The organism is Stenotrophomonas sp. Steno-Z10-BAI (assembly GCF_056393115.1).
In genome coordinates, this window is sequence record NZ_JBWJOZ010000001.1 from 466,501 (window position 1) to 481,201 (window position 14,701).

Below are 14,701 nucleotides of genomic sequence, written 5' to 3' on the forward strand. Positions count from 1 at the left end.
TCAGCCTTCGATCGTGTCCTTGAGCTGCTTAGCTTCGGCCATGTCCGGGTGGGTTTCCAGCAGTTTGCCGAGCACCGTGCGCGCCTGTGCCACCTCGCCCAGCCGCCAATGCGCCTGGGCGATGCCCAGCGGCAGCTGCGGTTCGCTCATGTACGGCGCGGCCAGCTGCATGATCGCCAGCGCGTCACGTACGGCAGCATCGTCCTGCGCGGCCTGCAGCTGGTAGTAGCCGAGCACGCCGATCAGTTGGTCGTGATAGCCCGTACGGTTGCTGGCCAGCTCGTGCTTGACCGCCTCCCCCTCACCGGCCAGCAGGCGCTGCACCAGCGCCATGCTGGCCTCATCGCGCCAGGGCGTGCGCGTGACCGGGGTGCGACCGGTGGCGCGCACGATCGCCTCGGCGACGGCCGGTGTCGAATACGGGTTCTGCCCGGTGATCAGGCGACCGTCCACCACCAGTCTGGGCATCATCAGCGGCGCCTGTTCCCAGCGCGCGCCGCGCTCGCGCAGCGCCGTTTCCAGCAGGAACGGGAATTCCTTCGCCCAGCGCTTGCCGAACACGCCCTCCTCTGCATTGGTGAAGCCGGTCACGCGCCGCCCGGCCACCAGCAGCGATCCGTCCGCCAGCCGCACGTCCACCAGCGCAGCCGGGCCGTGACAGACCGCCGCGACCACCGCGCCGCGATCGTGCATCGCGCCCAGCAGACCGCGCAGTGCGGCATCGGCGGGCAGATCGAACATCGCCCCCTTGCCCCCGACCACGTAGACGGCCGCATAGTCGGCCGCCCGGAGGGTGGCGGTGGCGCGGGTATCGGCCAGCAACGCGGCCGCGGCCGGATCGGCGAGGACGCGTGCATTGAAGGGCTCCTTGGCATCGAACTTGTCGGCCTCCACCGGCCCGCCGCGTGGGCTGGCCACCTGCACGGCCAGGCCGTTGTCGCGGAAGATCAGGTAAGCCTGGGCGAATTCGTCCATCTCGAACCCGGGGCGGGTCTTGCCCTGCTCACGGCCCTCGCCGCTGACCACGATGAGCACCGTATCGCCCGCCGAAGGGCGGGCATGGAGCAAGGGAACGGCCAGCAACAAGGCCAGCACGGCACCGGTATGGCGCAACAGGGACAGCATCATGGGCGGCACTCCTTGGGAAAGTGACGTCAGCCTGCAGGCCGGATGTGAATCAGAGTTCAAGCCCGCGTGGACGTGCACGCAGCTGAACAACCGGGCCGCCGAGCGCCGTGTCGATGGCTCCATCGGCCCGAAGATGCGAAAATCCCTCCCCCTCCAGGGCAGGCCCCGCGCCAGCCGATTCCCGAGATACCGTGAAGACCCCCCAAGGCTTGCAGGCGCTGATCGACGACGGCGTGATCGATGAAGTGCTCCGCCCGCTCAAGAGCGGCAAGGAAGCAGCGGTATACGTGGTCCGCAGCGGCGACGATGTGCGCTGCGCGAAGGTCTACAAAGACATGGCGCAGCGCAGCTTCCAGCAGCGCGTGCAGTACCAGGAAGGCCGCAAGGTCCGTGGCAGCCGCGAAGCGCGCGCCGTGGGCAAGGCCAGCAATTACGGCCGCAAGCAGCAGGAAGCGGCCTGGAAGAACACCGAAGTGGAGGCGCTGTACCAGCTGCGCGATGCCGGCGTGCGCGTACCCGAGCCGTACGGCTACTTCCACGGCGTGCTGGTGATGGAGCTGGTGACCGATGCCGAGGGGTATTCCGCCGCGCGCCTGGGCGAGGTCGAGCTCAGTCCGGAACAGGCCCGCGAGTTCCACCAGATCCTGGTCCGCCAGGTCGTGCGGATGCTGTGCTGCGGCCTGATCCACGGCGATCTGTCGCCGTACAACGTGCTGGTCGGCCCGGAAGGCCCGGTGGTGATCGATTTCCCCCAGGTGGTCAGTGCGGCGGGCAACAATGCCGCGCGCACGATGCTGCTGCGCGACGTCAACAACCTCACCGCGTACCTGGGCCGCTGGGCGCCGGAGTTGCTGGAGACCTGGTATGGCGAGGAGATGTGGGCGCTGTTCGAGGCCGGCGATCTGCTCCCGGACAGTGTGCTGACGGGCGAGTTCGAACAGGATGAAAGCAGCATCGATCTGGATGGCGTGCGCCATGCGATCAACGATGCGCGCGAAGAAGCGCTGATCCGCCAGCAGGGCCGGGAAGCAGCGGAAGAGAACGAGGACTGATCGGGGCGCGCCGCTGCGCCGGGCGGCTGGATCGGCATGAAAAAAAGCCCCGCCGATGCGGGGCTTTTCCGTCCAACTCAGCGCGCGCGTGCCGTCACGCGGCCTGCAGTGACGCCGGGCGGCGCAGGCCTGCAGAGGGGTCCTCCAGCGTGAACACCGCCACCGATTCGGTCAGTGCGTGCGCCTGCTGCTCCAGCGCGCGGCTGGCGGCGGTGGCTTCTTCCACCAGCGCCGCGTTCTGCTGGGTCACCTGGTCCATCTGCACGACCACCTGGTTGACCTGCTCGATGCCGGCGGCCTGTTCCTTGGTCGCGGCGGCAATGTCGCTCATCAGCTGATTGGTGCGCGAGCTGGCCTGGGTCAGGCGGGCGATCGCCGCTTCGGACTGCACGGTGACGCTCAGCCCGGTCTTGACCTTGCTGCTGGACTCATCGATCAGGTCCTTGATCTCCTTGGCCGCCGTGCCGGCGCGCTGCGCCAACGTGCGTACCTCGGTGGCCACCACCGCGAAGCCGCGTCCGTTCTCACCGGCACGGGCCGCTTCGACGGCCGCGTTCAGGGCGAGGATGTTTGTCTGGAAGGCGATGCCGTCGATCACCGAGGAAATCTCGGAGATACGCGCCGAGGACTGGTCGATCTCGCTCATCACCGCGGCCATCTGCGCGATCGCCTGCTCGGTCGCCTTGACCGCCGCACCCGCCGCATGGGCTTCATGGTCGGCCTGGTTGGCCAGCTCAGCGTTCTGCCGGACCGTGGAGGTCAGCTCCTCCATCGAGGCCGCCGCTTCTTCCAGGTTGGCTGCCTGCTGCTCAGTACGGCGCGACAGGTCATTGTGGCCGGCCGCCAATTCCTGCGCGGCATCGTTGATACTGCCGGCCGCGCCCTGGATCTGCTGCACGATGCCGGTCAGCTGCACCGCGGTGGCGTTGGCATCGTCGCGCATCTGCGCAAAAACACCTTCGTACCGGCCGTCCATGCGCGAGGTCAGGTCGCCGGTGGAAATCGCGCGCAGTACCTGCGACAGGTCGGCGATGCTGGCCTGCGAGCTGGCCATCATCCCGTTGAGCTGGGCGACCATCGCGCGGAACTGGAACTGGAACGCCGGCTCGTCGCCGCGCACGGAGAAGTCGCCGGCACGTGCGGCCGAGGCCAGTGTCTCGATCTGCTGGTTGATCGCCATCAGGCTGGCCTTGACGGTGGCCATGGTGGTGGTCAGCACGGCCTTCTCGCCCGGGTAGCTGTCCAGATCACGGCTCAGGTCGCCGATGGCGTAGCGCTGCATCACCTCGACCATGTGGAACTCGACGGCCACGTGCGAACCGACCAGCTCGTTGGTGGCCCGGATCATCCGGCCGAAATCGCCCGGGAAGGCCGTTTCGTCCATGCGATGGCTGATGGCACCGGCCTCATGCTGGCGGGCCATGTCCAGCTGCGCGGTGATCGCGCCCTGGACGCCCTGGCGGACCGTGGCCATGGCGTTGCCGAGCTGGGTGATCTCATCGCGACCGCCCAGATGGACGTCATGGGCCAGATCACCCTTGGCCATCCGGGTGGCCAGGCCGACGGCGCGGGCCAGCGGACCGGTCAGGCTGCGGCCGATCAGCACGGAGGCGGCGATGCCGACCACCAGCGCGATCGCGCCCAGCACCAGCAGCTGCAGCAGGGTCCGCTCGCCCAGCCGGATCGCTTCGGCAGCGGCCTCGCGGCTTTCCTTTTCCTCGTAGACCACGCCATCGCTGAGCGCCTGGTTCCAGCCATTGGCAGCGGCCTGCACGGCGCCCAGGGTGAGGGCCGTGGCAGCGGCAAAATCGCCCTGCTGCAGCTGTTCGCTCATCTGCTTGTTGAGCGGACGCGCCACCGCGCGGGCGGCCGCGATGGCGTCTCCGACGGCCTTGTCTTCCGGCTGTGCGGGCAAGGCCTGGTAGCCGGCCCAGCTGGCTTCATAGCGCGCGACCAGCGCGGCGATGCGCGCCTCATCCTCGGCCAGACCGTCGCCCTGGCGGATCAGCATCTCCCGGCGCACGACCATCATCTGATTGTTGGCATCGAGCATGTCCGAGAGCAGCCGCACCTTGGCCAAGTTGACCTCGACCACCTGCTGCATCGCGCGCTTCTGTACCGCACTCCCGGTGGCGCCGGTGGCGACGACGGCCGCGACCAGCAGCAACAACAGGCCAAAGCCCATACCTAGACGCCAGACAACGCTGACGTTCCGCAAAAATTCCATGAGACATCCGAAAAACGTGGGGGGGTGGGCCGGTATCGGCGCCAGACGCAGCGCCTTGACCGACGGCCGTGAGCCCGCTGTGAATGGATTCACATAACCCCGGCGTTGCCCCCGCATTGCCGCTCAGCCCTCCGTCAGGCTTTTCACGGCAAGTGCGCACGCCCGGCAGGCATGGTGGAAACACGTTCCCGCTGGAGTTGCCGATGTCCCTTCGCCTGCACCGTATCGCCCGCCTCACCGCGCTCTCCCTCGCCCTGGGGGCCTCCTCCGGTTGGGCGGTCGCACAGACGGCACCCGCGCCCGCCGCGATCCCGGACGCCGACGCGACGCCGCTGGCGACCGGGCCACGCTCGGATCTGCATGCGCAGGTGCTGCTGGACCGCGCGCATTTCTCCCCCGGCCAGATCGATGGGGAGCGCGGCTCCAACCAGAAGCGCGCCGTGTCCGGCTTCCAGGCCGCACGCGGGCTGAAGGTCAGCGGCGAACTGGACGATGCCACCTGGCAGGCGCTGCAGCCGGATGCCGCCCCGCCGCTGGTGCGCTACACGCTCACCGCGGAAGACGTGGCCGGTCCGTTCCAGCCGGTGCCCAAGGGTCCGGCCGCGCAGGCCAAGCTGAAAACCCTGGGCTTCGGTTCGATCGAAGAAGCGCTGGGCGAGCGCTTCCACGCCTCCCCCGAGCTGTTGAAGACGCTCAATCCGGGCGTGGACCTGGGCAAGGCCGGCAGCGTGATCCAGGTGCCGAACATCGCGGCCGCCCCGCTGCCGAAGGCCAGCAAGCTGGTGATCGACAAATCCGACTCCACGCTGCGGCTGTTCGATGCGGACGGCAAGGTCTACGCGCAGTTTCCGGTGTCCTCGGGCAGCAAGCATGACCCGCTGCCGATCGGGAAATGGAAGATCCTGGGCATCTCCCGCGATCCCACCTTCCACTACAACCCCAAGCTGTTCTGGGATGCCAAGGCGGGCGACAGCAAGGCGGTCCTGCCGCCGGGCCCGAACAATCCGGTCGGCGTGGTCTGGATCGACATCTCCAAGCCCCACTACGGCCTGCACGGCACGCCCGAACCCGGCCATGTCGGCAAGACCGAATCGCACGGCTGTGTGCGCATGACCAACTGGGATGCGCTGCAGGTCGCCGCTGCGGTCGATGCCTCGGTGCCGGTCGTGATGCAGGAGTAAGCCATGAAGACCTTTCGACTGCTGGCAGTAGGACTGGTGATCGGCGTGGTCGGCTACTGGCTGCTGGGGCCCGGCCCCTCCGCCCGGCTCGGCGCCGCCGAACCGGCCAAGGTGGGATCGGCCACCAGTTCGGCCCGCGCAGCGCTTGATGCCCCGCCGCCGACGACGCCGGCCACGAACCCGGTGCCTGCCGACACGTCAGCCACACCGCCCGCGCCGGACGCGGGCGGTTCGACACCCGCACCGACAAGCGGCGCGGCGGGCGCGCTGCTGCTGCCCGTGCAGGGCATCGGGGCCGATCAGCTGCAGGACACCTTCACCGATGCGCGCAGCGAAGGCCGCGTGCATGATGCGATCGACATCCTGGCGCCGAACGGGACCCCGGTGCTGGCCGTCGCGGACGGGACGGTGGAGAAACTGTTCGACAGTGTGCGCGGCGGACTGACGGTGTACCAGTTCGAGCCAAGCGGTCGCTACTGCTACTACTACGCGCATCTGGACCGCTACGCCGATGGGCTGGCCGAGAAGAAGACGATCAAGCGCGGTGAGGTGATCGGCTATGTCGGCAGCACCGGCAACGCCAGTCCCGAGGCGCCCCACCTGCATTTCGAGATCCATGTACTGGGTCCGGAAAAGCAGTGGTGGAAAGGCGAATCGATCAATCCTTATCCGGTGTTGAAGGGGCAGCAGGCCCTTTGATCAACGCGTACCGGGGGGGCGTCCCGGATCGCCCGCGCCAGTTGCCAGGCGCGACCGCGCAGTGCATCCAGGCGCTCATTGAGTTCACCCGCGTCTGCGCGCCACTGGAAGTGGCCGTTGCTGTAATCCAGGCCCAACGCAACATCATTGAACGACCCCATGCCGCCATAGGCGCGCAGCACGCTCTCCGGCGCGCCTGGATCGCCCTGCTCAAGCTGGGTGATGACCCGCTGCATCCAGTCGGCCCAGTGGGTTTCCCCGTCGCTGCGCAGCAACGCTTCAAGCTCGGACACCACCGCATGCAACGCGCGGTCCGCGCTGCTCATGCCGGTGGCCACGTGATCTTCAGACACCCTGTCGCCCCTGCTGATTGGTGAGGCTGCACAGCATGCCATGGCCCCGCGCTGGCGGACGTGGTCACGCCGGTCCGATGGGCGCGGGCAACCAGTAAAACTACTGTCGCGAATGCGGGAAATTGCCGTTGCCCCGGGCATCGACGCGGCGGACACTGCGTGCTGAAGGCATGCCCCCCTCCCCCTGCGGTCTTGGAGACAACTGTGATGATGCTCGCGCACCGCGTTGCCCTGCTCCTTCTCTGCGGCGCTGTCGCCGCAAGCGCCGCCGCGGCGCAGGACCTGCCCGCCACCGCGCCGGATCGTTTCGCGATGCTGGACCGCAATGGCGACGGCAAGGTCAGTCGCGATGAGTACGACGGAGATGCTTTTTTCCGCCTGGTCGATGCGGATCACAATTACCGGGTGAGCGTGGATGAAGTGCAGGCGGTGCTCGGCCCGCAACGCGATGGCGAGTTCTCGGCGGCCGAATGGGTCCGCATCGCCGACCTCAACGGCGACGGCGAATTGAGTGCCGAGGAGATGCGTCGCTCCTCGCAGATGCGTTTCCAGAGTCTGGATGCCAACCACGATGAGAACCTTGAACTGTCGGAACTGCAGATGGGCGTCGGCCGGCGCTGAAGGGGGCGAGGCAACGAAAAAGCCCCGCTTGCGCGGGGCTTCGTTTCACACCTTGCACCTTACACAGTCACGCAATGCCGGACATGGCCCGGCACTACGCGCCTGATCAGGCGAACGGATCCTGCAGGACCATGGTGTGGTCGCGGTCCGGGCCGGTCGAGACGATGCTCACCGGGCAACCGGCCAGCTCTTCCAGCGCGCGCAGGTAAGCGCGGGCGGCCGGCGGCAGGTCATCCCAGTTGGTGATGCCGTGGGTGTTCTCGGTCCAGCCCGGGAACTCCAGGTACACCGGCGTGCATTCTTCCCAGCCCTGCGCGTCCAGCGGGGCGTACTCGGTACGCTTGCCGCGGTATTCGTACGCGATGCAGACCTTGAGCTTTTCCATGCCGTCGAGCACGTCGAGCTTGGTGATGCACAGGCCGCTGATGCCGTTGATGGCCACCGCGCGCTTGAGCGCGACGATGTCCATCCAGCCGCAACGACGCGGGCGGCCGGTCGAGGCGCCGTACTCGGCACCGCGGTCACGGATGCCCTGGCCGACTTCATCGTCCAGCTCGGTCGGGAACGGGCCACCGCCGACGCGGGTCGCGTAGGCCTTGGCGATACCCAGCACGTAGTCGATCGCATCGGCGCCGACGCCGGCCCCGGCCAATGCGCCACCGACGGTGGTGTTGGAGCTGGTGACGTACGGGTAGGTGCCGTGGTCGATGTCCAACAGGGCGCCCTGGGCGCCTTCGAACAGCACGCGCTTACCCTGCTTGCGCAGGTCATGCAGGATGCCGGCAACGTCGGACTTCATCGGCTCGACGTATTCGCCGAAGGCCAGTGCTTCGTCGTAGGTCTTCTGGAAATCGACCGCGTCGGTCTTGAGGTAATTGGTCAGCACGAAGTTGTGGTAATCCAGCGCGGTGCGCAGGAGTTCTTCCAGCTGGGCCGGGTAATGCAGGTCGGCGATGCGGATGCCGCGACGTGCCACCTTGTCTTCATACGCCGGGCCGATGCCACGGCCGGTGGTGCCGATCGCCTTGCCGCCGGCGGCGCGTTCGCGCGCCTGGTCCAGGGCGATGTGGTACGGCATGATCAGCGGCGCGGCCGGGGAGATCTTCAGGCGCGAACGCACTTCCACGCCGGAGGTTTCCAGCTCGGCGATTTCCTTCTGCAGCGCGGCCGGCGAGATCACCACGCCGTTGCCGATCAGGCACAGCGCGTCTGCACGCAGGATGCCGGATGGAATCAGATGCAGCACGGTCTTCTTGCCATTGATGACCAGCGTGTGGCCGGCATTGTGGCCGCCCTGGAAGCGCACGACAGCGCCGATTTCCTCGGTGAGCAGATCGACGATCTTGCCCTTGCCTTCATCGCCCCACTGGGCACCCAACACGACAACTGACTGACCCATGACGGGTAACTCCTGGTTTTTGTGCGGCCATCGGGGCCGCGGGTTTGGGACCATGCCGGGGTCGCCGCGCAGCGCTGGGTGGCGGGCTCCAGCGGGGAGCGCGCCGACGCTGGGGTACCCAGACACGGAAAAAGCCGGACGAGTGACTCTGAAACAGAGTGCCCGTCCGGCTTTTGTGCATTATCCGGGTTTCCGGTGGCCGCTGCCACCCCGGGGGCCGGTGGACTTCACCGGCCGGTCAGGACCGCCGCGGCAGGTGCCGGCCACTGGCCGGCTCGCGGGATGGCATGGAGCCGGCCAGCGGCCGGCACTACCAACCAGCGCATGGCGGTAACCCGCTCAGTGCTTGAGCCACCACAGGGTGGTCAGCCCGGCCAGCAGGATCACTCCGCCCCAGGTGCGCAGGGCGCTGCTGCGCAGCATCAGCAGCTGCTCGGCCATCCGCTTCCAGGCCAACGGGGCGGCGAACAGGAACAGGCCTTCGAGCACGGCGACCAGGCACAGGGCCGAGAACAGATCTTTCATGACATCTCCACAAACAAAACGGGGACCCGGTCTGCACCGGGTCCCCGTGGATGACTACCGCCTGCGGCCTCAGCGATCGCTCTTGAGGTACTGCAGGAACGGGTCGTTCTTGTCGAGCACGATCACGCCGTTGCCGTCGGTCATGGAGCCGCGGTAGGCCTCCAGGCTGCGGTAGAAGGCGTAGAACGACGGGTCGGCCGAGCCGGCCTTGCCGTAGATGCGGGCGGCATCGGCATCGCCGGCACCGCGCAGCTGCTGGGCGTCGCGCTCGGCTTCGGCCACGATCACGGTGCTCTCGCGGTCAGCCTGGGCACGGATGGTCAGCGACTGCTCTTCACCCTCGGCGCGCAGCTTGGCCGCTTCCTGCTTACGCTGGGCGCGCATGCGCTCGTACACATCGTTGATCACCTGGCTGTCGGTCGGCAGGTCGATCTGCTTGATGCGCAGGTCGATGATCTGCATGCCCAGCGCCTTGACCGACTCGTTGATGCCGGTCAGCTGGTTGGCGATCAGTTCGCTGCGATCCCCCGACACCAGCTGCTGCAACGAACGCGAGTTGATCTGGTTGCGCAGGGAGTCGGTGATGATCGGGGCCAGACGGGCATTGGCCACGCGGGCATCGCCGCCGGTCGCACGGAAGTACGCGCGCACGTCGGAGATGTAACCGATGGCGAAGAAGTCGACGCTGACGTCCTTCTGCTCGGCAGTGAAGTAACGCGCCGGGGCGGTATCGAGCACCTGGAAGCGACGATCGAACACGCGCACCGTTTCCACCAGCGGCACCTTGAAGTGCAGGCCCGGCTTGATGTCCGCACGGACCACCTTGCCCAGGTTCAGCACCATCGCAGTCTGGTCCTCACGGACCACGTAGACCGAACCCAACAGGCCGAGCAGGACCGCTACGGCCAGACCAATCCACAGTGAACTTCTCATCGGCTGCCCTCCTCACGACCGGTCGGGCGCGTCGTCGGACGCTCCGCATTGCGAACGCCATCCACCGCCGTGCTGGCAGGCAGCGACGGCAGCATGACTTCCGGGGTCACCGCCGGGGCGGCATTGGTGCTGGTGCGGTTGTCGCCCGGCATCGGCACGTAGATCAGCTGGCGGCCATCGCCACCGATGATCTTGCGGTTCTCCGAGAGCACCTTCTGCACCGTTTCCAGCCACAGGCGCTTGCGCGTGACTTCCGGGGCGTCCTTGTACTGGACCTGCAGCAGGCTGAAGCGCGAGGCATCACCCTCGGCCTTGGCGACCACGGCCTGCTTGTAGCCTTCGGCGGTGGTCCGGGCCCGCGAGGCCTGGCCGCGCGCTTCCGGAACCACCTTGGCCGCGTAGGCCTGGGCTTCGTTGATCAGACGCTCCTTGACCTGCTGGGCACCGTTGACCTCGTCGAAGGCCGGCTTGACCTCCTCGGGCGGGCGGGCATCGGGCAGGGTCAGGCCGGTCACCGACAGACCGGTGCGGTAGCTGCCGAGCGAGGCCTGCAGGCGCTCTTCGGCGGCCACGGCCAGCGGGCCACGGTTGTTCAGCACGTTGTTGAGGTCGGCACGACCGACCTGCTCACGCACGGCGCTCTGCGCGGTCTGTTCCAGCACCTGGTCGGCATCGACCGAGCCGAACAGGTACAGGCGCGGATCGTCGATGCGGTACTGGACGTTGAGCGAGACGTTGACGATGTTCTCGTCGCGGGTCAGGACCGGCACCTGGCTGCTGAACGTCTTGATCTCGGTGGCATTGACCTTGGTGACCGATTCCAGCGGCCACGGCAGCTTGAAGTTCGGGCCAGGCTGCAGGATGCGATGGAACTGACCGAAGCGCAGCACGACGCCGCGTTGCTGTTCGCCGATCAGCTGGAAGCTGGAGAACAGCAACAGCAACACCGCCGCCACTGCAACCCACCGCAGGATGCCGCCATCGAACAGGTCTTTCAGCGGACCGGGCAAACCGCCCCAACCGCCGCCATTGCCGCCACCGCGAGGACCGAACGGCCCACGTCGATTCTCGTCGGGGCCTTGTCCGCCCTTGTTGCCGCCGGGTGTATTCCAGGCCATGCACGCTCCATCAAGGTAAGGTTGCCTGCGGGCCATTCCCGCACCGTCAACCGTTAAAACGTTAAATCGCTGTCGATTCTACTAGATGGGGCAGATCGACAGGATTGGAAGGGGTCACCCATCTCGGGGAACGATTCATAACCGCATCCGCGAAGGTCCGTGAGGGTCCCCGCGCGCCGGAGCAGCGGGTAAGGTGGTGTTTTCCCCCGTCAGGCATCTTCATGGCAATTCCCGACCGGTTCAACGCTTTCCGCATCCACCAGGACGATACCGGCTACCACGCCGGGCTGGAACCGATCGGCCTGGACCAGCTCAACCCTGGCGAGGTGGTCCTGCGCGCGCACTGGTCCTCGGTCAACTATAAAGATGCGTTGGCCGGTACCGGCAAGGGCAGGATCCTGCGGCGCTTCCCACTCGTCGGCGGCATCGACGTGGCCGGCACGGTGGTCGCTTCGACCGACCCGGCCTACCGCGAAGGCGATGCGGTGCTCGCCACCGGGTGCGGGCTGAGCGAGACCCGCGATGGCGGGTACAGCCCGTATGTGCGCCTGGCCGCCAGCGCGGTGATCCCGCAGCCCGCCGGGCTGACCCCACGCGAGGCGATGATCCTGGGCACGGCCGGCTTCACCGCTGCGCTGGCCCTGGTGCGGATGCTGGACAACCGGCAGACCCCCGCCCACGGGCCGCTGGCCGTGACCGGGGCCACCGGCGGGGTCGGCTCGCTGGCAGTGGATATCTTCACCCGGGCCGGTTTCGAGGTGCACGCGATCAGCGGCAAGGCCGACCAGGTCGGCTATCTGCGGAACCTGGGAGCCCGCGAGGTTCTGCCGCGTGATGTGCTGGCGACCTCCCGCCCGATGGAATCGGCCCGCTTCGGCGGTGGCCTGGACAATGCCGGCGGCGCGATGCTGACCAGCCTGCTGGCCCAGACCGTGCCCTACGGTTCGGTGGTCAGTGCCGGCCTGGCCGCCAGCCCCGCGCTGGAGATGACGGTGATGCCCTTCATCATCCGCGGCGTGTCGCTGCTGGGCGTTTCGTCCTCCAGCGCACCGCGTGATCTTCGCGAAGCGGTCTGGGACAAGCTGGGCGGCGCGTGGAAGCCGGCGCATCTGGAGACGATCTGCACCGGCGAGGTCGGGCTGGATGGCCTGCCCGCGGCGTTCGACACCCTGCTCGCGGGTGGCAACCACGGCCGCACGGTGGTACGAATCGACTGAGCGTGGCAGCCGGGCGACGGACGGCACGCCCGGCGCTTCACGACAATGCGAGGCCCGCACTACACTGCGGGCATCACACGGGGAACACCATGGCACGCATTCTGATCGTCGACGATTCACCGTCGCAGCTGTTGGGGATACAGCGGATCGTCGAAAAACTCGGGCACCAGATCCTGACCGCCACCGATGGCGCCGCCGGGGTGGAAACGGCCAAGGCCGAGCTGCCCGATCTGGTGCTGATGGACGTGGTCATGCCCAACCTCAATGGCTTCCAGGCGACCCGCACGCTGGCACGCGACGCGGCGACCAAGCACATCCCGGTGATCCTGGTGACCACCAAGGACCAGGACACCGACCGCATGTGGGGCATGCGCCAGGGCGCCAAGGCCTATATCACCAAGCCGTTTTCCGAAGACGAGCTGTCCGAGGTGCTGGAGCGCGTTTTCAGCCACCAGGAACCGCCGACGGCGTGAGCTGATGGCACGGTGAGCCGACCAACGGTCGGCTTCTACCGCGAAGGCAATCGCGGCCGCCCCGGTAGACACCGACCGTTGGTCAGTGCGCAACGATGACCCGGACGCCGCGCACCACCTGCCTCAGACCTTCTCGCCGAATGCCTTGGCCAGCGTCTTGTACGCTTTCTTCTGCGCCTCATCGGTGGGCGCCGGCGCAATGATCTCCAGCTCCACGATCTGATCGCCATCCGGGTTGCCCGGCAGGCCGCGGCCACGCAGGCGCAGCTTGCGGCCGGCATCGGACTCGGCCGGCACCTTCAGCTCCACCGCACCACCCAGGGTCGGCACGCTGATGCTGGTGCCCAGCGCGGCCTGCCACGGCGTCACCTGCAGGGTGTACAGAATGTTGCGGCCATCCACCTCGAACTGCGGGTGCTCGGCGTATTCCACTTCCAGCAGCAGGTTGCCGCCACCGGTGCCCTGCCCGCCCAGCCGGATCACCTGGCCCGGGCGGATGCCCTTGGGCACGCGCACATCCAGCTGCCTGCCGCCCACGTTGATGCGCAGGCTGTCGCCCTGGTAGGCGGCCTCCAACGGCACCGACAGCTTGGCACGGGTATCGCGGGTCGGCTGCGGGCCCTGGCTGGCGCCGCCGAAGCCACTGGCGCGGCCACCGCCACCGCCGCGCTGGCGCGCGAACAGGCTCTCGAAGAAATCGCTGAAGCCGCCGCCACCGGCGCCGCCCCCGAACACCTCTTCGAAGTCATAGCCCTGGCCACCGCCGTAGTTCGGCGGGGTATGGAACTCCTCGCCGGGCCGGTAGCCCTGTGCCTTGAGCTGGTCATAGGCCGCGCGCTTCTGCGGATCGCGCAGCGCCTCGTAAGCCTCGTTGACCGCCTTGAATTTGTCCTCGGCCCCGGCTTCCTTGCTCACATCCGGGTGGTACTTGCGCGCCAGCCGGCGGTAAGCGGTCTTGATCTCAGCATCGCCCGCGGTGGGTTCCACCCCGAGCGTGGCGTAGTAATCCTTGAATTCCATCCAAACACCTCGACTAAGTTCGGCCACCCGCGTGGGCGGGCGCCGTCCGCGCAATTCTAGCCGCTGCGGACCGGCCCACCGTGACGCCGGGCGCGAATGATCCTGCGCAATGCGGCGGACATGACGGACGGCTACGCTGCCCCCGTGGCCCGCCTTTCCCGCCACAGATGGGTCTGCACGGCGGCTTTTCAACGTGTTGACATGGCCATCCCATGCCCCTCACTACCCTGCCTGTGTCCAAGGAGTCCGCATGACCATCCACGTTGGCGACCGCATTCCCGAAGTCACCCTCAAGCGCATCCGCGAGGGCATGGAGACCATCGATACCCATGCCCTGTTCGATTCGCGCAAAGCGGTGCTGTTCGGCGTGCCCGGCGCATTCACCCCGACCTGTTCGGCCCGGCACCTGCCCGGCTTCATCGAGCAGTTCCCCGAATTCCGCCACCGCGGGATCGAAGTGTTCTGCATGGCGGTCAACGACCCGTTCGTGATGAAGGCCTGGGGCGAGAGCCAGCAGGTGCCCGACGGCCTGCAGCTGCTGTCTGACGGCAATGGGGAGTTCACCCGTGCGCTGGGCCTGGAAATGGATGCCAGCAGCTCGGGCATGGGCATCCGCTCGCGCCGCTTCGCGCTGTATGTCGAAGACGGTGTCGTGCGCGAGACCTTCATCGAGGAACCCGGAAAATTCGAGGTGTCTTCGGCGCAGTACGTGCTGGAGCATCTCCCCCGCTAGACCCACGCAACAGAGGAACCCG

Annotated in this window: 15 protein-coding genes; 7 read left to right on the forward strand and 8 right to left on the reverse strand. The window is 67.4% G+C overall.

The window, feature by feature from the left end:
- Window positions 1-1,128: a type 1 glutamine amidotransferase domain-containing protein gene (locus tag AC06E9_RS02295; RefSeq protein ID WP_282263188.1), complete on the reverse strand. Its 1,128-nt coding sequence runs from the start codon at window positions 1,126-1,128 to the stop codon at window positions 1-3.
- A gap of 191 nt (window positions 1,129-1,319) precedes the next feature.
- Between AC06E9_RS02295 and AC06E9_RS02300 the strand changes: the two genes are divergently transcribed.
- Entirely contained in the window at window positions 1,320-2,180 is an 861-nt protein-coding gene (locus AC06E9_RS02300) for a PA4780 family RIO1-like protein kinase (RefSeq protein ID WP_121038845.1), read from the forward strand.
- A 94-nt stretch (window positions 2,181-2,274) separates the two neighbouring features.
- Here the strand turns inward: AC06E9_RS02300 and AC06E9_RS02305 are convergent, their stop codons facing one another.
- The gene (locus AC06E9_RS02305; RefSeq protein WP_478055409.1) at window positions 2,275-4,407 is read right to left on the reverse strand and encodes a methyl-accepting chemotaxis protein; all 2,133 of its coding nucleotides are present in this window, start codon (window positions 4,405-4,407) and stop codon (window positions 2,275-2,277) included.
- A 203-nt stretch (window positions 4,408-4,610) separates the two neighbouring features.
- Between AC06E9_RS02305 and AC06E9_RS02310 the strand changes: the two genes are divergently transcribed.
- Together AC06E9_RS02310 and AC06E9_RS02315 are read left to right on the forward strand one after the other, a co-directional pair.
- A complete protein-coding gene (locus tag AC06E9_RS02310) occupies window positions 4,611-5,588 on the forward strand; it encodes a L,D-transpeptidase family protein (protein ID WP_282263186.1) in 978 nt (325 codons plus the stop codon).
- A gap of 3 nt (window positions 5,589-5,591) precedes the next feature.
- Window positions 5,592-6,287 (forward strand): M23 family metallopeptidase, encoded by a 696-nt coding sequence (locus tag AC06E9_RS02315; protein ID WP_121038854.1) that lies wholly within the window; start codon window positions 5,592-5,594, stop codon window positions 6,285-6,287.
- On the opposite strand, the gene AC06E9_RS02320 is transcribed toward AC06E9_RS02315, so the two are convergent.
- Entirely contained in the window at window positions 6,254-6,640 is a 387-nt protein-coding gene (locus tag AC06E9_RS02320; protein ID WP_478055410.1) for a DUF6966 domain-containing protein, read from the reverse strand. The two genes, AC06E9_RS02315 and AC06E9_RS02320, sit on opposite strands and share 34 nt — an antisense overlap.
- 207 nt (window positions 6,641-6,847) lie before the next feature.
- Between AC06E9_RS02320 and AC06E9_RS02325 the strand changes: the two genes are divergently transcribed.
- Window positions 6,848-7,261: an EF-hand domain-containing protein gene (locus tag AC06E9_RS02325; protein WP_121038860.1), complete on the forward strand. Its 414-nt coding sequence runs from the start codon at window positions 6,848-6,850 to the stop codon at window positions 7,259-7,261.
- A gap of 106 nt (window positions 7,262-7,367) precedes the next feature.
- On the opposite strand, the gene AC06E9_RS02330 is transcribed toward AC06E9_RS02325, so the two are convergent.
- From AC06E9_RS02330 to hflK, 4 genes are all read right to left on the reverse strand, one after another.
- Complete coding sequence (locus AC06E9_RS02330) at window positions 7,368-8,660, reverse strand: adenylosuccinate synthase (RefSeq protein ID WP_038686937.1); 1,293 nt, start codon at window positions 8,658-8,660, stop codon at window positions 7,368-7,370.
- Between the two features lie 339 nt (window positions 8,661-8,999).
- Window positions 9,000-9,185, reverse strand: a complete 186-nt coding sequence (locus AC06E9_RS02335) for a DUF2065 domain-containing protein (protein ID WP_121038863.1) — start codon at window positions 9,183-9,185, stop codon at window positions 9,000-9,002.
- Window positions 9,186-9,254: 69 nt separating this feature from the next.
- On the reverse strand, window positions 9,255-10,118 hold the full coding sequence (gene hflC / locus AC06E9_RS02340; protein WP_019186091.1) for a protease modulator HflC: 864 nt from the start codon (window positions 10,116-10,118) through the stop codon (window positions 9,255-9,257).
- Window positions 10,115-11,236: an FtsH protease activity modulator HflK gene (gene hflK / locus AC06E9_RS02345; protein WP_121038866.1), complete on the reverse strand. Its 1,122-nt coding sequence runs from the start codon at window positions 11,234-11,236 to the stop codon at window positions 10,115-10,117. Before hflK ends, hflC begins: the two co-directional genes overlap by 4 nt.
- Window positions 11,237-11,457: 221 nt before the next feature.
- Between hflK and AC06E9_RS02350 the strand changes: the two genes are divergently transcribed.
- Together AC06E9_RS02350 and pilH are read left to right on the forward strand one after the other, a co-directional pair.
- Window positions 11,458-12,453: a YhdH/YhfP family quinone oxidoreductase gene (locus tag AC06E9_RS02350; protein ID WP_282262355.1), complete on the forward strand. Its 996-nt coding sequence runs from the start codon at window positions 11,458-11,460 to the stop codon at window positions 12,451-12,453.
- Window positions 12,454-12,542: 89 nt separating this feature from the next.
- Window positions 12,543-12,926 carry a twitching motility response regulator PilH gene (pilH, locus tag AC06E9_RS02355; RefSeq protein ID WP_121038872.1) on the forward strand — a complete coding sequence of 128 codons (384 nt, stop codon included), beginning with the start codon at window positions 12,543-12,545 and terminating at the stop codon, window positions 12,924-12,926.
- Between the two features lie 123 nt (window positions 12,927-13,049).
- Here pilH and AC06E9_RS02360 read toward each other — a convergent pair whose 3' ends face one another.
- Window positions 13,050-13,946, reverse strand: coding sequence for a DnaJ C-terminal domain-containing protein (locus AC06E9_RS02360; RefSeq protein ID WP_282262356.1), 897 nt, complete (start codon window positions 13,944-13,946; stop codon window positions 13,050-13,052).
- Between the two features lie 250 nt (window positions 13,947-14,196).
- Between AC06E9_RS02360 and AC06E9_RS02365 the strand changes: the two genes are divergently transcribed.
- Window positions 14,197-14,679: a peroxiredoxin gene (locus AC06E9_RS02365; protein WP_102788119.1), complete on the forward strand. Its 483-nt coding sequence runs from the start codon at window positions 14,197-14,199 to the stop codon at window positions 14,677-14,679.
- Window positions 14,680-14,701: the final 22 nt, after the last annotated feature.